Annotated in this window: 16 protein-coding genes; 5 read left to right on the top strand and 11 right to left on the bottom strand. The window is 65.3% G+C overall.

Annotated elements, in window-relative coordinates:
• Nucleotides 1-266: 266 nt before the first annotated feature.
• The 4 genes from J6595_RS10605 to J6595_RS10590 form a co-directional block, all read right to left on the bottom strand.
• The gene (locus J6595_RS10605) at nt 267-2,417 is read right to left on the bottom strand and encodes a sodium-translocating pyrophosphatase (RefSeq protein WP_209594485.1); all 2,151 of its coding nucleotides are present in this window, start codon (nt 2,415-2,417) and stop codon (nt 267-269) included.
• 161 nt (nt 2,418-2,578) lie between these two features.
• Nucleotides 2,579-3,817: an MFS transporter gene (locus J6595_RS10600; protein ID WP_209594484.1), complete on the bottom strand. Its 1,239-nt coding sequence runs from the start codon at nt 3,815-3,817 to the stop codon at nt 2,579-2,581.
• The gene (gene nusB, locus J6595_RS10595) at nt 3,814-4,323 is read right to left on the bottom strand and encodes a transcription antitermination factor NusB (RefSeq protein ID WP_209594483.1); all 510 of its coding nucleotides are present in this window, start codon (nt 4,321-4,323) and stop codon (nt 3,814-3,816) included. Before nusB ends, J6595_RS10600 begins: the two co-directional genes overlap by 4 nt.
• A gap of 2 nt (nt 4,324-4,325) precedes the next feature.
• Nucleotides 4,326-4,775, bottom strand: a complete 450-nt coding sequence (locus J6595_RS10590) for a 6,7-dimethyl-8-ribityllumazine synthase (protein ID WP_209594482.1) — start codon at nt 4,773-4,775, stop codon at nt 4,326-4,328.
• A 233-nt stretch (nt 4,776-5,008) separates the two neighbouring features.
• Here J6595_RS10590 and J6595_RS10585 point away from each other — a divergent pair, with 233 nt between their 5' ends.
• Nucleotides 5,009-5,428 carry a hypothetical protein gene (locus J6595_RS10585; RefSeq protein ID WP_209594477.1) on the top strand — a complete coding sequence of 140 codons (420 nt, stop codon included), beginning with the start codon at nt 5,009-5,011 and terminating at the stop codon, nt 5,426-5,428.
• A gap of 20 nt (nt 5,429-5,448) precedes the next feature.
• On the opposite strand, the gene J6595_RS10580 is transcribed toward J6595_RS10585, so the two are convergent.
• From J6595_RS10580 to gshB, 6 genes are all read right to left on the bottom strand, one after another.
• A complete protein-coding gene (locus tag J6595_RS10580; RefSeq protein WP_209594475.1) occupies nt 5,449-6,060 on the bottom strand; it encodes a riboflavin synthase in 612 nt (203 codons plus the stop codon).
• Nucleotides 6,060-7,205, bottom strand: a complete 1,146-nt coding sequence (gene ribD / locus J6595_RS10575; RefSeq protein WP_209594473.1) for a bifunctional diaminohydroxyphosphoribosylaminopyrimidine deaminase/5-amino-6-(5-phosphoribosylamino)uracil reductase RibD — start codon at nt 7,203-7,205, stop codon at nt 6,060-6,062. The genes J6595_RS10580 and ribD overlap by 1 nt, the downstream gene beginning before the upstream one ends.
• Nucleotides 7,195-7,716 carry a transcriptional regulator NrdR gene (gene nrdR / locus J6595_RS10570; protein WP_209594471.1) on the bottom strand — a complete coding sequence of 174 codons (522 nt, stop codon included), beginning with the start codon at nt 7,714-7,716 and terminating at the stop codon, nt 7,195-7,197. The genes ribD and nrdR overlap by 11 nt, the downstream gene beginning before the upstream one ends.
• Nucleotides 7,717-7,981: 265 nt before the next feature.
• Nucleotides 7,982-9,298 (bottom strand): serine hydroxymethyltransferase, encoded by a 1,317-nt coding sequence (gene glyA, locus J6595_RS10565; protein WP_209594470.1) that lies wholly within the window; start codon nt 9,296-9,298, stop codon nt 7,982-7,984.
• A 229-nt stretch (nt 9,299-9,527) separates the two neighbouring features.
• Nucleotides 9,528-10,268 (bottom strand): SH3 domain-containing protein, encoded by a 741-nt coding sequence (locus tag J6595_RS10560; RefSeq protein WP_209594468.1) that lies wholly within the window; start codon nt 10,266-10,268, stop codon nt 9,528-9,530.
• A 157-nt stretch (nt 10,269-10,425) separates the two neighbouring features.
• Entirely contained in the window at nt 10,426-11,364 is a 939-nt protein-coding gene (gshB, locus tag J6595_RS10555; RefSeq protein WP_209594466.1) for a glutathione synthase, read from the bottom strand.
• On the opposite strand from gshB, the gene J6595_RS22510 reads away from it, so the two are divergent.
• From J6595_RS22510 to J6595_RS10540, 3 genes are all read left to right on the top strand, one after another.
• The gene (locus tag J6595_RS22510) at nt 11,332-11,718 is read left to right on the top strand and encodes a VOC family protein (protein WP_342453153.1); all 387 of its coding nucleotides are present in this window, start codon (nt 11,332-11,334) and stop codon (nt 11,716-11,718) included. The genes gshB and J6595_RS22510 overlap by 33 nt on opposite strands.
• Nucleotides 11,719-11,843: 125 nt before the next feature.
• Nucleotides 11,844-13,268, top strand: a complete 1,425-nt coding sequence (gene sthA / locus J6595_RS10545) for a Si-specific NAD(P)(+) transhydrogenase (protein WP_209594459.1) — start codon at nt 11,844-11,846, stop codon at nt 13,266-13,268.
• A gap of 265 nt (nt 13,269-13,533) precedes the next feature.
• On the top strand, nt 13,534-14,631 hold the full coding sequence (locus J6595_RS10540; protein WP_209594458.1) for a hypothetical protein: 1,098 nt from the start codon (nt 13,534-13,536) through the stop codon (nt 14,629-14,631).
• Between the two features lie 201 nt (nt 14,632-14,832).
• Here J6595_RS10540 and J6595_RS10535 read toward each other — a convergent pair whose 3' ends face one another.
• Complete coding sequence (locus J6595_RS10535; protein WP_209594457.1) at nt 14,833-15,729, bottom strand: LysR family transcriptional regulator; 897 nt, start codon at nt 15,727-15,729, stop codon at nt 14,833-14,835.
• Between the two features lie 101 nt (nt 15,730-15,830).
• On the opposite strand from J6595_RS10535, the gene J6595_RS10530 reads away from it, so the two are divergent.
• Nucleotides 15,831-16,937 carry an aldo/keto reductase gene (locus J6595_RS10530; protein WP_209594455.1) on the top strand — a complete coding sequence of 369 codons (1,107 nt, stop codon included), beginning with the start codon at nt 15,831-15,833 and terminating at the stop codon, nt 16,935-16,937.
• Nucleotides 16,938-16,946 lie beyond the last annotated feature (9 nt).

Here is a 16,946-nt window from a genome sequence, read left to right as displayed (position 1 = left end):
CAGCCTCATGCAACTGTTCAGGTTTCGAAGACGGCGCGGGAAGGGGCCATGCCAGGCACCGGTCTGCCTTGCGGACGACCAGGATTCTCTCGGCCTCCTTCCCGCCTCCCACCATACACCAATTCGAACACACAGGATTCTCGGGACGGGGCCCGAGAATGACGAAGCGTTTGGGGCGGCGACTTCACTTCAGGGCCTCATCCCCTGCCAGCGGCGTGATCCCCAAGTGAGGTCGAGGATCACGCCGCAAAGGCGGGGTCGTTCCCTCACTGATGCGCCAATATCGCCAGCAGCAGCAGTGCCACGATGTTGGTGATCTTGATCGCAGGATTCACCGCCGGACCGGCCGTGTCCTTGTAGGGATCGCCCACCGTGTCGCCCGTCACCGAGGCCTTGTGCGCTTCTGAACCCTTCATGTGGCGCGTGCCGGCGGCGTCGACGAAACCGTCCTCGAACGACTTCTTGGCGTTGTCCCAGGCGCCGCCGCCCGACGTCATCGAGATCGCGACGAAGATGCCGGTGACGATCACACCGAGCAGCATGGCGCCGACCGCCGAGAAGGCCTGGCTCTTGTCGGAGATCAGATAGACCGCGAAATAGACGACGACCGGCGCCAGCACCGGCAAGAGCGAGGGCACGACCATCTCCTTGATCGCCGCCCTGGTCAGAAGGTCGACGGCGCGGGCATAGTCCGGCCGCTCGGTGCCGGCCATGATGCCGGGCTTTTCGCGAAACTGCCGGCGCACCTCCTCGACCACCGAGCTCGCCGCCCGGCCGACCGCCGTCATCGCGATGCCGCCGAACAGGAACGGGATCAGGCCGCCGAGCAGGAGGCCGACGACGACGTAAGGGTTTGTCAGGGCGAAGTCCGGCTGGACGCCCCGGAAATATTCGTAGCCGTTGCCGGCCTCGGCCTGCGCCACGAAATACTGCAGGTCGTAATTATAGGCCGCGAAGAGGACGAGCGCGCCGAGGCCGGCGGAGCCGATCGCATAGCCCTTGGTCACCGCCTTGGTGGTGTTACCGACCGCATCGAGCGCATCGGTCGAGCGGCGCACATCCGCCGGCAGACCGGCCATCTCGGCGATGCCGCCGGCATTGTCGGTGACCGGCCCGAAGGCGTCGAGGGCGACGATCATGCCGGCGACGCCGAGCATCGCCGTGACCGCGATGCCGGTGCCGTAGAGGCCGGCGAGCTGATAGGTGGAGATGATGCCGGCGACGATGACGATCGTCGGCATCGCCGTTGCCTCCAGCGACACGGCAAGACCCTGGATGACGTTGGTGCCGTGGCCGGAAACCGAGGCCTCGGAGATCGAGCGGACCGGGCGAAAGCCGATGCCGGTGTAGAATTCGGTGATCCAGACGATCAGGCCGGTGACGGCGAGACCGACGATGCCGCAGATGAAGAGGTTCAGACCGTTGATCGTGGCGCCGGACGAAGCTTCGCCGACATCGCCGAAGCCGATGGTGAAATAGTTCGCGATGGCGAGGCCGACGATCGACAGAAGCGTCGTCACCCACAGGCCCTTGTAGAGCGCGCCCATGATCGAGCCGTTGGAGCCGAGGCGGACGAAGAAGGTGCCAATGATCGAGGTGATGATACAGGCGCCGCAGATCGCCAGCGGATAGACCATGACGCTTTCGATGACGTTCGACCCGGCGAAGAAGATCGCCCCCAGAACCATGGTGGCGACGACCGTCACCGCATAGGTCTCGAACAGATCGGCCGCCATGCCGGCGCAGTCGCCGACATTGTCGCCGACATTGTCGGCGATGGTCGCCGGGTTGCGAGGATCGTCCTCGGGAATGCCGGCTTCCACCTTGCCGACGAGATCGCCGCCGACATCGGCGCCCTTGGTGAAGATGCCGCCGCCGAGGCGGGCGAAGATCGAGATCAGCGAGGCGCCGAAACCGAGCGAAACCAAAGAGTCGATCACCGTGCGGTCACCGGGGCCGAAGCCGAGCCAGCCGGTCAGGACGAGGAAATACAAGGTGACGCCGAGGAGCGCCAGACCGGCGACGAGCATGCCGGTGATCGCTCCGGACTTGAAGGCGACGCCGAGGCCGGCGCCGAGCGAGCGGGAGGCCGCCTCGGCGGTGCGGATATTGGCCCGCACCGAAACATTCATGCCGATGAAGCCGGCGAGGCCCGACAGGATCGCGCCGATGGCGAAACCGGCGGCGGCGTAGAGCGAGAGAAGGAACCAGCTGAGCGCGAAGACGACGACGCCGACCATGGCGATGGTCGTGTATTGCCGCGCGAGATAAGCCTGGGCGCCCTCGCGGATCGCCCCGGCGATTTCCTGCATGCGGGCCGAGCCCTGATCGGCGGCCAGGATCGAGCGGGTCGCCCATATGGCATAAGCGACCGCGAGCAGCCCGCAAAGGGCCACTACGAGAAGAATTGTCTGCATGCCGTTTCCTCACTTCGTCCCGGCCGAGGGCCCAAGACTATCCCGTTATTGTTATTTTGGGCCCGACCGACCTTGCTCCCCCAAGGACAGGGCAGGTGGAGGTTATATGAGGCATTGGCCGCGTCAAGCGCAGGCTGGCGCGCCGCGGGGGCGACGCTTGGTCAGGTAGTAAGCAACCGGGCGCCGGCACGGCGCGCTTCGAGGAGGATCGCCGCGAGGCAGACGAGGACGATCGGCACGGCAACGACGTTCATCGTGTCCCACCCGCTCGCATTGAAGACGCGGCCGGACATGTAGGACGAGAAGGCGACGGTGGTGAACAGGACGAGGTCGTTGAAGCCCTGCGTCTTGTTCTTTTCCGACGGACGATGGGTCTCGGCGACCATCGCCGTCGCCCCGATGAAGCCGAAGTTCCAGCCGAGACCGAGGAGCACGAGGCCGAGCCAGAACTGCCAGACGGCGACGCCGGACAGAAAGACCGCGAAGCTCGCCAGAAGGGCGACGAGGCCGGCCGCGATGATCCGCTCCTTGCCGAAACGGGCGATCAGCCGGCCGGTGAAGAAGCTCGGGCCGAACATGGCCATCACATGCCACTGGATCCCGAAGAAGCCGATCTGCTTGGAATGGCCGCAAGCGACGATGGCGAGCGGCGCACCGGTCATCACGAAGCTCATCATCGCGTAGCTGCCAACGGCGCACAAAAGCGCCGTCACGAAACGCGGCTGCAGAACGATCTCGGACAGCGGGCGGGCCGGCTCCTCCGGCCCTGCGTCCGCCTGAACGGCCGACACTTCGGGCACCTTCAGCCGCGACAGGACGAAGACGCCGAGAAGGCCGAGGATCGACACGCCGAAGAAGCCTCCGGCAAATTCCGCCGGCCGGAACAGGCCGGTGGTGAAATTCACCATCTGGGGGCCGATGACGGCGGCGAACATGCCGCCGGCAAGGACCAGGCCGATCGCCCGGGCCTGATAGTCGCGCGGCACGCCGTCCGTCGCGGCGAAGCGGTATTGCTGGGTGAAGGAGTTTCCGCAGCCGACGAGTATCATCGAGGCCACGAACGGCCAAAAGGCCTCGGCGATGAGGGAGAACCCCGCACAAAGCCCGCCGATCGAGACGAAAAGGGCGCCGGACGAAAAACCGAGCCGCCGGCCGATTGCCCGCATCAGCACCGCCGCTGGCAATGCGCCGAGCGCGACGCCGACGTTGAAGCCTGTGACCGGCAACGTCGCCAGCGACTTGTCTTCGAGGAGCAGCCAAGTGCCCGCAAGCCCGCCGGTCGAGATCGCCACCGGCGCGGCCGAACCGACCACGGCCTGCGCGACGGCAAGGACGAGGGCGTTGCGCCGCGCCGTCGCCGCCCCGACGGAGCCGCTGTACTCGGCTGCCCCTAAGGTCATGAGCCTTCGCTCTTGCCCTGCCTTTCGGCCTTGTCTGTACGATGGTCCCGGGCGATCCGGTCGAGCACGGCGTTGACCAGCTTCGGCTCGTCCTCGGTGTAGAAGGCCCTCGCAACGTCGACATATTCGGTGATGATCACCGCGACGGGTACGTCGAGCCGCGAGCGGAGCTCGAAGACGCCGGCCCGCATGATCGCCCGCAGGGTCGTGTCGAGGCGGTCGAGCGGCCAGTCCGTCGGCAGGGCGCCGTGGATCAGCGGATCGATGGTCTTCTGCTGGCGCACCACGCCGGAGACGACGTCGCGAAACCAGCCGGCGTCCGCCGAGCGGTACTGCTCGCCGTCGATCTCCTGGCCCAGCCGGAAGGACTCGTGTTCGGCCACGGTCTCCATCAGCGTCGAGCCGCCGACATCCATCTGATAGAGCGCCTGCACCGCGGCCAGCCGCGCCGCGCCGCGCTTGTTGGCGGCCTTCACCGGCCGGGGCGGCTGATGAGGTTCGGCCATGATCAGGCTCCCAGCCCTTCTCGGAGGACAATCATGCGCAGCGCCGTCTTGGCGGCCTCGCCGCCCTTGTCCTTGCGGGCGGGATCGGCGCGCACCAGCGCCTGCTCCTCGTTCTCGACGGTGAGGATGCCGTTGCCGATGGCCAGCCCTTCGTCGACGGCGAGCGTCATCAGCGCCCGGGCGGATTCCCCCGCCACGATGTCGAAATGGAAAGTCTCGCCGCGAATGACGCAGCCGAGCGCGACGAAGCCGTCGAATTCGGTCGCGCCGGCATCGGCGCCGGACAAAGCGAAGCCGATCGCGGCCGGGGCTTCCAGCGCGCCGGGAACGGTCACCACCTCGAAGGTCGCGCCTTCCGCCTCGAGCGCCGCCTTGGCGCCGGCGAGAAGGTGATCGTTGATGTGCTCGTAATAACGCGCCTCGACGATCAGGATATGCGGTTTGGAGGCCATGGGAAGTCCTTCAGGAAACGGATTGTCGGGGGGATACGCCTCCGCCGTGCCACAGGCAACCGCTCACTTGTCGAACGGTGCCTTTACGGCGGCCGGAGGATCGGAAAACGGCCGTGAGTTCCGCGGGTGGATGCCGCCGCATCCCCTTCAGCGCGGAAAAGAGTGCCGTTCATTGGGCGATTGTTCATCTCGATGACGGACAGTCAGGCGCAGTTGGAAGGAGGCCATGCGAGATGCCAAACGCAGCGATTGCTTTCATGCTTTGCCTGATCGTCCAGACCAGCGGGATAGCCCATGCCCAGACTGCGGATTTCGTCGGTCACTGGCGGCAAGTCTCCTCCAATGCCGGTGATTGTCCCCGGTGCAGCCTCGACGTCGTCGCCTCCCGGCGTGAGATCACCGTCAAGGCCAGCAACGGATGGTCGGCCGAACTCGCCGTGCAATTCGAGCAACGCGTGGCCGCTGCAGCCGGCAAGGGCACATGGCGGGAAGGTGCCGGCGGTTCGTATGGCGGCCTGGCGTTTTCGGTGCTGTTCCAGCTCGTCGACGGCCGGCTTCACATGCAGATGATGGTGCCGAGGCCGGACGGCAGGACCTCCCGCATCGAGGCCGTCTACGAGCGCAGCGCGCTTCTGAGCCTTCTGGCCAAGTAGCCTTCCGCGGCCGACAAGCCTCAGCCGGCCGACGCGCCGAACAGCCGCTCCGCATAGCGCGCAATCTGATCGATCTCGAGATTGACGACGTCGCCGACGCTGCGGTCGCCCCAGGTGGTCACCGCCAGCGAATGGCGGATGAGCAGCACGTCGAAGACGTCGTCCTCGACCGAATTGACGGTCAAGGACGTGCCATCGAGGCAGATCGAGCCCTTCTGGGCGATGTAGCGTTTCAGGTCCTGCGGTGCCCTGAGACGGAAGCGGACGGCTTCGCCTTCCTCCTCGCGCGAGACGATCTCGGCCTTGCCGTCGACATGGCCGGAGACGAGATGACCGCCGATCTCGTCGCCGATCTTCAGGGAGCGTTCGAGATTGACCCGCGTTCCCGGCTGCCATGAACCTGCGCTTGTCAGCCGCAACGCCTCTTCCCAGGCCTCGACCTCGAACCAGCGGGCGTTCGACGTCGTGTCGGGAAGCGTCGTCACCGTCAGGCAGACGCCGCCGCAGGCGATCGAGGCGCCGATCGCGATCGTTTCCGGATCATAGTCGGTGGCGATGCGGAAGGCCCGCCCCTTCTCGCGCGGCTCGACCGTTTCGATCCGGCCGACATCAGTGACGATTCCGGTGAACATCAAACGCCCTCACATGCAAAATCAAACCAGTGGTCATCGCCGAACACGTCCTGGCGCAGCAGCGCGAAACGCTCACGCGCCGCTTCGACGCCGACCGGTGCGGTCACCCCCTCTTCGCCGATCTCCACGGCGCCTTGAACCAGGATCAGGCGATCAACCAGCCGGGCCTGAAGGAAACTCTCGGCAATGTTCGCCCCGCCCTCGACGAGAATGCTGGTGATGCCAGTCGCCGCGAGGTCCTCCAGAAGCTCCGGCAAGGCGACACGACCTGTGTCGGGATCGGCGACGCAGGCGACGAAGGCAACGCCCTCGGCGGCAAGCGCTGCCCGGCGCTCGGGATCGGACGTCTGATAGGTGGCGATCATCGTCGGCACCGCACGCGCGGTGCGCGCCACCGTCATGTCGGGCGTCGTCCGAAGGTTCGGATCGAGGACGATCCGTGCCGGAGAACGGTCCGCCATGCCCGGGAGCCGGCAGTCGAGCCGCGGGTCATCCTCAAGAGCCGTGCCGGCCCCGACGAGAATCGCGTCATGCCGGGCGCGCACGAGATGGGTCTGGGCATCGGAGACGGCGCCGGTGATCTTAACCTGGCCGCCGCCACGGATCCCGATCCGCCCGTCTCTCGACAGCGCCATCTTCAGCGTGACGCCGGGCCGGCCGCGGCGGTGACGGGTCAAGTAGCCCTCGATCGTGCGCGCCGCTTCAACCGCCATCACCCGCGGCGTCACGGCGACGCCGCCGTCCATCAGCATCCGGTGTCCCTTGCCGTCGACCCGCGGGTCGGGATCGGCCGCAGCCGAAACGACGCGAGCGACGCCGGCTCGCACCAGCGCCTCGGCACACGGCGGGGTGCGGCCATGATGGGCGCAGGGTTCGAGCGTGACATAGGCGGTCGCGCCCCGCGCAAGGTCGCCGGCCTCGGCGAGCGCCCCCGCCTCGGCATGCGGGCGGCCGCCCAGCGCCGTGACGCCGCGCCCGACGATGCGCGGCGGGCGGCCGTCGCCATCGTTTCGCACGATCAGTGTCGCGACGGAGGGGTTAGTGCCGGTGCGCCCGACATTTCGCATGGCATAGCGGATCGCCGCCGCCATGAAATGCCGGTCCTCGGGCCGCTCGGGCACGAAGTTCGCCACGTCACTTGTCATCGGAATCACCTTCATCGAGGCTAGGCTCGGCCACTACGGCAGCGATCGAGCCGTCCTTGTGGGTGCGGGCGAGTTCGCCGATCACCGATTCGAAGTCGCTCGCCTCGGCAAAATCGCGATAGACCGAGGCGAACCGGACATAGGCGACGTCGTCGAGGCCGCGCAGGGCCTCCATCACCATCGCACCAATCACGTCCGAGCGCACCTCGGGCTCGCCCATCTGCTCGAGCCTGCGCACGATGCCGGAGATCATCCGCTCGACCCGCTGCGGATCGACCGGTCGCTTGCGCAGCGCGATCTCGATCGAACGCGCCAGCTTGTCGCGCACGAAGGGCACGCGTTTGCCGGATTTCTTCAGGACGTGGAGCTCGCGCAGCTGCACCCGCTCGAAGGTGGTGAAGCGCCCCGAACAATCCGGGCAGACCCGCCGCCGGCGGATCGCCGCGCCATCCTCGGCGGGGCGCGAATCCTTCACCTGGCTGTCCTGGGACCCACAATAGGGACAGCGCATGGTCTCGTCCTTTCAATCAACTCACAACGATGCTCTTGGGATCGATGCCGAAAGGGGAGAAGCCTGTCTGGCAATGCGCCGTCATTCTCGGGCTCCGTCCCGAGAATCCAGGGCAGTTGCCGCGGCCCCGGTCACTCCTGCCCCGCGAAGATGCAATCCAGGCGCCCTACGACCTCTGGATTCTCGGGACGGGGCCCGAGAATGACGAAGCGCCGAGGGCCGGGGGCCGAGGCTTCAGCATCCCCAGCCCCGCAAACCCGACGTCTTAGATCGCCTGATAGATCGGGAACCGGTCGGTCAGCGCGATCACCCGCTCCTTGACCGAAGCCTCGACCTCGGCGTTGCCGTCCTCCGAATTGGCCTTGCGCAAGCCGTCCAGCACCTCGATGATCAGCTTGCCGACCTCGCGGAATTCGCCGGCGCCGAAACCACGGCTCGTCGCCGCCGGCGTTCCGAGGCGGATGCCGGAAGTGACCATCGGCTTCTGCGGATCGTTTGGCACGCCGTTCTTGTTGCAGGTGATGTTGGCCCGGCCGAGCGCCTTTTCCGAATCCTTGCCCGTGAGGTTCATCGGCCGCAGATCGACCAGCATCAGATGGGTGTCGGTGCCGCCCGAAACGATGTCGAGCCCGCCCTCGCGCAGCGTCTCGGCGAGCACCTTGGCGTTCTCGCACACGGCCGCGATATAGGACTTGTAGGCCGGGCGCTGTGCCTCGCCGAAGGCCACGGCCTTGCCGGCGATGACATGCATCAGCGGGCCGCCCTGGAGGCCAGGAAAGATCGCGGAATTGATCTTCTTGGCGATCTCGGGGTCGTTCGTCAGAACGATGCCGCCGCGAGGCCCGCGCAGGGTCTTGTGCGTGGTCGAGGTCGCGACATGGGCATGGGGGAACGGGTTCGGATGGTGACCCGCCGCGACGAGGCCGGCGAAATGCGCCATGTCGACCCACAGATAGGCCCCGACCTTGTCGGCGATCTCACGGAACCGCTTGAAGTCGATCTGCCGCGAATAGGCCGAGCCGCCGGCGACGATCACATCGGGCTTGCTGTCCATCGCCAGGCTCTCGACCTGATCGTAGTCGATGAGACCGGTCGAATTGTCGAGGCCGTACTGGACCGCGTTGAACCAACGGCCGGACAGGTTCGGCTTGGCGCCATGGGTCAGATGGCCACCGGCGTCGAGGCTCATGCCGAGAAGGGTCGCGCCCGGCTTCGACAGGGCGAGCAGGACGGCCTGATTGGCCTGGCTGCCGGAATTGGCCTGGACGTTGGCGAATTCGCAGCCGAACAGCGCCTTCACCCGCTCGATGGCCAGCTCTTCGACGATGTCGACATATTCGCAGCCGCCATAGTAGCGCCGTCCCGGATAACCCTCGGCATATTTGTTGGTGAGAACCGAGCCCTGAGCTTCCATGACGGCTCGCGAGACGATGTTCTCCGACGCGATCAGCTCGATCTCGTGGCGCTGGCGCCCGAGTTCCTTTTCCATGGCGGAGAAGATCTGCGGGTCGCTTTGCGAAACGGCGGTCGTGAAGAAACCGGAGAAATCATTCCCAGCGTCGGCGCTTGGGGCTTGGCTCATGAGTTCACACTCCCTTTGGCGGATGATCGCTCCGCGGCGAAGGCAACGGCCGGGACGGCAGGCTTACGCCGAACGACCAGTCCTTTGCTGGCGGCTTAGCACAGCGCCGGGGCATCTCCAAGCAGCGCGAAAGCAGGCGTCGCTCGCAGCCATCCAAGGCAAAACGGCGCCATCGCATGTCGCGACGACGCCGTTTGCCAACTCGCTTGCTCGCGGTGAGCGACCGAACTCAGTCGACCCGATAGAGCGGCACAGGCGGGCGGCCGTCCTCACCGCGGCGGCGATCGCCTCGGTCGCCGCGGTCGCCGCGATCGTTGTCACGCATACGACGGGCGCCGCGATCGTCACGGTCGCCGCGGCGGCGTGCGTCTTCCCCCCGGCGCTCGGCATCCCGGGCCAAGGCACCGAAACCGCGATCGGGCCCCCGGTCGGCATTGTCACGCCGGTCATGATCGCGGTCTCCGCGATCATGGCGCCGATCCCTGTCCCGGTCACGATCACGATCACGGCCACGATCGGCGTCGCGACCACGGCGGTCCCGCCCCCTGTCGCCATCCCGCCAGTCCGGGCCGCGCCCCCGATCGTAGCGATCGCGGTTGCGGTAAAAATCGCGTTTGCTGTAGTGCGCGCCCCAATAGCTATCGACCGAGAAGGTGATGACCGGCGCGGTATAGGGGTCGAAGGCGTGCCGGCCAGAATAGTTGCCGCCGGTCAGGGCGATGTAGTTCGCCGAGATCCAGCCACGCTGTCCGCGAAACCTGACGTCGCACCAGGATCTCGTGCTGAGGCAACCGAACAGCCGAAGCTGCTCGCCGGCGACGAGAACGTCGACGACGGGATATTGCGTCGACGGGCCGGCTCGCAGATTGACGTTCGTGGTCGCAATGGCCCTTTCCGACGCATGGGCCGAAGCCACCGGAAGGGCCACGACGCCTGCAAGGACGGCAGCGGCTGAAAGCGTCTTCTTCATGTTTTCCTCCGAGAAGCACGTGTGGCCAGGATCGTCCCGGCCTCTTCGTCAGGAGAAGAACATAGTGCGGCACAACGTTCCCGGAACGCAGCCTTCATCTGCCGTTCATGTGGCCGGGTGACGATCATCCGGCCGCGCCGGTCGTCCTTGCCCGCCGTCAGAGCCGCGCTTCGATCGCGTCCCAGATCATCGCCGCAATGTCGTTGCCGCCGAAGCGCGCGACCTCGCGGATCCCGGTCGGCGAGGTGACGTTGATCTCGGTCATCAGACCGCCGATCACGTCGATGCCGACGAAGAGGAGGTTGCGCTCCTTCAAGGCCGGCCCGATCCGCTCGCAGATCTCCCGCTCGCGCTCCGTCAGCTCGGTCGCCGTCGCCACCCCGCCGACATGCATGTTGGAGCGCGCGTCGCTCTCGGCCGGAACCCGGTTGATCGCCCCGGCCACCTTGCCGTCGACGAGGATGATCCGCTTGTCGCCCTGGCGCACGTCCTTCAGATAGCGCTGGACGATGAAGGGCTCGCGGTAGAGCAGGCCGAAGGTCTCGAAGAACGAAGTGAGATTGCGGTCCTGCGGGGTGATGTGGAACACCCCTGCCCCGCCATTGCCGTAGAGCGGCTTCATGATGATGTCGCCGAACTCGGCCCGGAAATCCATCAGCTCGGCCATGTCCTTGGTGATCAGCGTCTCCGGCATCAGATCGGGAAAATCCGTGACGAAGATCTTCTCGGGCGCGTTGCGCACCTCGGCGGGATCGTTGACCACCAGCGTCTTCGGCTGCACCCGCTCCAGAATATGGGTGGCGGTGATATAGGCCATGTCGAAGGGCGGATCCTGGCGCAGGAGCACGACGTCGCTTTCGCCGAGATTGCGCTTTTCGGTTTCGCCGAGGGTGAAATGCCGGCCCTGTTCCTCGCGCAGCTCCATCGCCTCGCCACGCACCGTCACCGTCCCGTCCCGAAGCGAGAGCCGATCGGGCGTATAGTGAAACAGGCTGTGGCCCCGGCGTTGCGCCTCGAGGCAGATGGCGAAGGTCGAATCGCCCTTGATCGAAATCGACGAGACGTGGTCCATCTGGACGGCGACATCGAGTGCCATGGCGGCATCCCCGCTTTTGAAGTGTTCGTTGCGGCAGGTGGTAGCGCTGCTCTGCGACGCTGGCAATGGCGGCGAAGGTGCCCGCACCGTCGCCGCCCGATCATTCTCGCCGGCGCTGTCGAAAGCCAGCCCATCATGCATATATCTTGTGCAGTCGCCCCGGTGAAAACCGGCATCCAGCCTCGAGCGAACGTCATGACCGTCAGGCGGATCGTTGCGAATATCGCCGCAGAAGACCTCAAGGCGGCCTCGCTTGCCATCGGGTACGGCCCCGCTGCCGAACCGTCTGGCGTCCGGCGGCTGTTCATGCGCGATCCCTTCGGCCGGCTGATCAACATTCTCAGCCATGAATGATCGTCAGAGCCGCGATCTCCTCGATTGAGTTCGCCCCGGCGCGGGCACGTTTCTTGCACCGCAGCAGTGTCTGGCTTATCCGACGCGGGCATCGCTCGAACACACGAGACCCTTGAGGCCAAAGCGTGGAACATTACGACTTCATCGTCATCGGCTCAGGCCCCTCCGGCCGCCGCGCCGCCATCCAGGCCGCCAAGCTCGGACGCAGCGTGCTCGTCGTCGAGCGCGGCCGCAAGGTCGGCGGCGTCTCCGTCCATACCGGCACCATCCCGTCCAAGACCCTGCGCGAGACGGTACTCAACCTCTCGGGCTGGCGCGAGCGGGGCTTTTACGGCCGGGCCTACCGGGTGAAGAAGGACATCAGCGCCGGCGATCTGCGCGAGCGGCTGCATCTCACCCTCGGCCATGAGGTCGAGGTGCTGGAGCATCAGTTCGCCCGAAACCGAGTCACGACGCTGCGCGGCGAGGCAAGCTTCGTCGAACCGCACAAGATCGAGGTGCATGGCGACGAGGGCGAGACCCACCAGTTCACCGGCGACAACTTCCTCATCGCCGTCGGCACAAAGCCCTTCCGGCCCGACTACATTCCCTTCGACGGCAAGACGGTGCTCGACAGCGACGAGATCATCGAACTCGAAACGCTGCCGCGTTCGATGGCGATCATCGGCGCGGGCGTCATCGGCGTCGAATATGCGACGATCTTCAACGCCCTCGACGTCAAGGTGACGCTGATCGAGCCACGCGATTCGATGCTCGACTTCCTCGACAAGGAGCTTCTGGCGGACTTCACCTACCAGCTGCGCGACTCAGGCATGGCGCTGCGTTTCGGCCACAAGGTCGAAAAGGTCACCCGTTCCGGCGACGGTCTCTGCGAGATCGCGCTCGAGGGCGGTCGCCGCGTCCACGCGCAGATGCTGCTCTTTGCCGCCGGCCGGATGGGCTCCACCAAGGCCCTCAACCTCGAGGCCTGCGGCCTGACCACCGACCACCGTGGCCGCCTCAAGGTCGATGCGAAGACGCTGCAGACGGACGTGCCGCACATCTACGCCGCCGGCGACGTCATCGGCTTTCCGAGCCTCGCCTCCACCTCGATGGAACAGGGCCGCGTCGCCGCCTGCCACGCCTTCGGCTATTCGGCGGTCGAACCGCCGGAATATTTCCCCTACGGCATCTATTCCGTCCCCGAGATGTCGATGGTCGGCATGACCGAACGCGAAGTCTCCGAACGCGGCATCGCCTACGAGACCGGCATCGCCCGCTTCCGCGAGACCTCGCGCGGCCACATCATGGGCCTCGACAAGGGCATGCTGAAGATGATCTTCTCGCTCAAGACGCGCCGGCTGCTCGGCTGCCACATCGTCGGCGAAGGCGCCACCGAGCTGATCCACATCGGCCAGGCCGTCCTCAACCTGAAAGGCACGCTCGACTATTTCGTCGAGAACACCTTCAACTACCCCACCCTCGCCGAGGCCTACAAGGTGGCCGCCCTCGACGCCTACAACCGCATGGGCGGCGCCGACGTCGCGGAGCATATCTCGGGGGACGAGTGAAGCGGCGGGCAATCGGATTGGCATGGATGAATTCAGGCTTCGCTGGCATGCTACCGACACCCGTCACTCTTCGCCCCGTTCAGGACACGAGACGAACATTTCACGTCTGAATGCCGTGTCTGTGCGTCCGGCAGGTCGCGCTGCGCTATAACGAAGCTTCAAGGCCATCACAGGCCATCCAGCCGTCGCGGCATCGCGCATCGCCAGCCATAGCCTGGACGCGAGGCGGCATCCGCCGGTAAGGAACTTCATAAGGATCGCGTACGTGACAGATACGGACGAGCCAGTTCGCCCGAGACGAGACTGGCGAGTTCTATCCGCAGTCATCGCTGTGTGCTTCGTTTTGTCGGTTGGCGAACACACGCCCTTGCCGTATCTCGACGCCCTCGCTTTTGCACGTCACCTGGAGGCCACGCAGGGCGGCTCAGCAAGACTGTCGGTCTTTGCCCTCGGGCTCGCGCCATTCATATCGGCTCTCACGGGGCTCGAGCTTCTGAAGCTCGCCGTTCCCCGCTTCGCCGCCTGGATTGCGCGTGAGCCGAAAGCCTACCGGGCAGCAATGCTCGTGGTCGCCGCATTCGCCCTCGTCAGCGCTGCGATGCAGGGGACCGGTATCTCCGTCGCATTAGCTGCCATGGGTCTTGTTGCGGAGGATACGCTTTCGCAAGTGGCGGTCACAGTCACCCTTCTTGCGGGGGTGGCGGTCCTCATCCTGGTCAGCCAGTCAATTCGTCTGCAACGACTGCCGATCGGTGGGGTATGGCTCGTCATCGCCCTTCCCGCAGCCGGGAGCATCGTTGCAGAGTTCGGCCAATTGCTGGAGCTTCTCAGGATCGGGGCCGTCGATACGCCGCTTGTTGCGGCGGCATTTGCCCTTTCCCTGTCAGCCATAACCGCCATCGTGTTTTTAGCCACCGCGCTGGAAAAATGCGTCAGAGCAGCTGGCGGCGATCCGTTTCATTGGACCCCAATCCTTGTCTGGCCCCCTCTGATAGCGGGGAGCATTGCAAACTTCATCGTTAGTCTCGTCTTTGAATTCATGCCGATCGCACCGACATTGTCCTTCTTCGATCACGACACTCTGTGGTCGCTGGCTTTCTCTCTCCTCGTGCCAATCATCGTCTATCTCTACGCACGTGCCATCACGCGAAGCGTTCCGGGCGCCGCGACCTGGTTTGGCAAACGCTCGGTTTTAACCTTCGTCAGCCTCGCACAGATCAGCATCTGCGTCGGCCCGTTTTTGGCTTCGAATCTCCTTTCGCCGCTGCCGATAAATTCGACGTTGATCGTGATCGTCGTGGCTTTCTGGGCAATCTCGAGGCAGTTCCTCGCACCCCGAGCCCACTTGATCGGGCAGAGTTGATCGCCCGGATCGAGGGATGGAGGTGTTCCGGCCTGGCATCGCCTGTCGAAGACATCCATGTGCCCGATCGTGTGGCGACCCGTCCTCGAACTGACAGGCCACCTCGACTGTGTTGTCGAGAACAGCTTCACCGATCCGGCTCTTGCGGAAGCTTACAAAATCGCCGCCCGGCGCATGGGCAGCAGCTCCCTTCCGCGGCATTCATGCTCCGTTGTCTCGCAAGGCATCGATCAGGGCCCGCAATGCCGGCGGTGTCTGTCGCCGGCTTGGATGATAGAGCCGGCAGCCCGGGAAGACGGGACAATAATCGTCGAGGACCTGCACCAGGCGTCCTGCGGCAACATCCTCCGCGACTTCATGCTCCATCATGTAGCCGAGCCCGGCACCGGCCCGCACGGCCGCTGCCACCATTTTTCCATCGTTGGTGATCAGTTGACCGCCAGGCCGAACATTGATGTCGCGGCCGCCGAATGCGAACTCCCAAGGCAGAAGCCCGCCGCTCGTTCGCAGGCGATAGTTCACGCAAACGTGCCCGCGAAGATCGCTCGGCGTTTCCGGCTTCGGATAGCAATCGAAATAGTCCGGCGTGCCGACGACGACCGTTCGAAGGTCCGGGCCGACCTTGACCGCGATCATGTCCTTCTCGACCGTTTCGCCGAACCGGATACCGGCATCGAAACCGCCCTCGACGATATCGACCAGCCCGTCATCGACGTCGATTTCGACAGTGACGTCCGGGTTCGCGAGCAGGAAGGCCGGCAGCTTCGGCTGGAGGATGGTTTCGGCTGCGTAGGAGAAGGTGGTCAGACGCACAGTCCCGGAAGGTGTCTCCCGCCAATCGGCAAGGCTCGCCAGGCCGTCCTCGATCTCGGCAAGCGCCGGCGTCAGGGCGCGCAACAGGCGCTCGCCCGCATCCGTCGGCGAGACGCTGCGAGTCGTGCGAGCGAGAAGGCGCACGCCGAGACGGGCTTCGAGCCCGCGCATGGCATGACTGAGAGCCGACGCGGACATGCCGAGCCTGGCCGCGGCACGCGTGAAGCTGCGCTCGCGGGCGATCGCCTCGAAGGCGAGCAGATCGTTGAGTTCGGACCGCTGCATTCATGCATCGTGCTCACAAGCTCATGCAGGCCGCAACCGCTAATCATCGCGGACGACCCGCTTTATCTGTCGGATCGATCCCAATCGCACGGAGACGATCGATGACGATGACAGACTACCGCACGCTTGGCCGCTCCGGCCTTCTCGTCAGCCCGCTGGCGCTCGGCACGATGACCTTCGGCGCCGAACGCTGGGGATCGGGACTGGAACAATCACGCGCCGTGTTCGATGCCTATGTCGAAGCCGGGGGCAATTTCATCGACACCGCCGACGTCTATTCCGGCGGGCGCAGCGAAGAGATGGTCGGAACTTTCGTCCGCGAGAAAAACGCCCGCGATCGCCTGGTGATTGCGACCAAAGCCGGATTTGCCCGCCGTCAGGACGGCAACCCGCACAGCGGCGGCAATGGCGCGAAGGCCATTCGCGCCAGCCTCGACGGATCGCTCCGCCGGCTCGGCACCGACTATATCGACATGTACTGGATCCACGTGTGGGATCGCATCACGCCCGCGGAAGAGGTTCTCGGCACGCTCACCGATGCCGTCAGAGCCGGCAAGATCCTGCATTATGGTTTTTCCAACGCACCAGGCTGGTACGTCGCCAAGATCGCGACGCTGGCGAAGGCCCATGGCCTGCCCGCCCCGATCGGACTTCAATATCAGTACTCACTGCTTGATCGCGGCGTCGAACTCGACATCCTTCCCGCCGGTCAAGAGTTCGACCTCGGCCTGATACCCTGGAGCCCGCTCGGCGGCGGGCTGCTGACCGGCAAATACGGACGCGAGATGATGCGCGAGGCCAGTCGGTCACCCGGGCTTCCCGACAAAGGAGTGTCGAGCGACAACGAAGCCTCTGAGAACCGGGACCGCTTGAAGGGCGACAACCCGTTCGGCGGCATGCTGTTCACCGAGCGCAACTTCGACGTGGTCGATACGCTTCGGACAGTCTCGGCCGAAATCGGTCGCTCGATGGCAGAGGTCGCCCTGGCCTGGGCCGTTGCTCGCAAGGGGGTGTCGTCCGTCTTGATCGGGGCAAGCCGCGCCGACCAGGTCGCCCAGAACGTTGCCTCGCTTGATATCAGGCTGACTGAGGACCAGGAACGGCGGCTCAATGAAGTCAGCGCCGTGCCGATGCTCAATCCCTACTTCATCTTCCAGCTTCCGCCTGCCATGCGCTTCGGCGTCGCTTCGGCACGTGGTTGGCGATAGGGCGCAAGG

The organism is Jiella mangrovi (assembly GCF_017815135.1).
GTDB classification, from domain to species: domain Bacteria; phylum Pseudomonadota; class Alphaproteobacteria; order Rhizobiales; family Rhizobiaceae; genus Jiella; species Jiella mangrovi.
This window is presented reverse-complemented; position numbering and strand designations above follow the sequence as displayed.

Excerpts from the sequence above, each read along its gene's own strand:
- nusB (WP_209594483.1), bottom strand. The coding sequence starts at position 4,323 with ATGGCCGAACCTCATCAGCCGCCCCGGCCGGTGAAGGCCGCCAACAAG.
- gshB (WP_209594466.1), bottom strand. The coding sequence starts at position 11,364 with ATGGCACTCGATGTCGCCGTCCAGATGGACCACGTCTCGTCGATTTCG.
- ribD (WP_209594473.1), bottom strand. The coding sequence starts at position 7,205 with ATGACAAGTGACGTGGCGAACTTCGTGCCCGAGCGGCCCGAGGACCGG.
- J6595_RS10600 (WP_209594484.1), bottom strand. The coding sequence starts at position 3,817 with ATGACCTTAGGGGCAGCCGAGTACAGCGGCTCCGTCGGGGCGGCGACG.
- J6595_RS10535 (WP_209594457.1), bottom strand. The coding sequence starts at position 15,729 with ATGCAGCGGTCCGAACTCAACGATCTGCTCGCCTTCGAGGCGATCGCC.
- J6595_RS10580 (WP_209594475.1), bottom strand. The coding sequence starts at position 6,060 with ATGTTCACCGGAATCGTCACTGATGTCGGCCGGATCGAAACGGTCGAG.
- nrdR (WP_209594471.1), bottom strand. The coding sequence starts at position 7,716 with ATGCGCTGTCCCTATTGTGGGTCCCAGGACAGCCAGGTGAAGGATTCG.
- J6595_RS10590 (WP_209594482.1), bottom strand. The coding sequence starts at position 4,775 with ATGGCCTCCAAACCGCATATCCTGATCGTCGAGGCGCGTTATTACGAG.
- J6595_RS10560 (WP_209594468.1), bottom strand. The coding sequence starts at position 10,268 with ATGAAGAAGACGCTTTCAGCCGCTGCCGTCCTTGCAGGCGTCGTGGCC.
- J6595_RS10530 (WP_209594455.1), top strand. The coding sequence starts at position 15,831 with ATGACGATGACAGACTACCGCACGCTTGGCCGCTCCGGCCTTCTCGTC.
- J6595_RS10585 (WP_209594477.1), top strand. The coding sequence starts at position 5,009 with ATGCCAAACGCAGCGATTGCTTTCATGCTTTGCCTGATCGTCCAGACC.
- glyA (WP_209594470.1), bottom strand. The coding sequence starts at position 9,298 with ATGAGCCAAGCCCCAAGCGCCGACGCTGGGAATGATTTCTCCGGTTTC.
- J6595_RS10605 (WP_209594485.1), bottom strand. The coding sequence starts at position 2,417 with ATGCAGACAATTCTTCTCGTAGTGGCCCTTTGCGGGCTGCTCGCGGTC.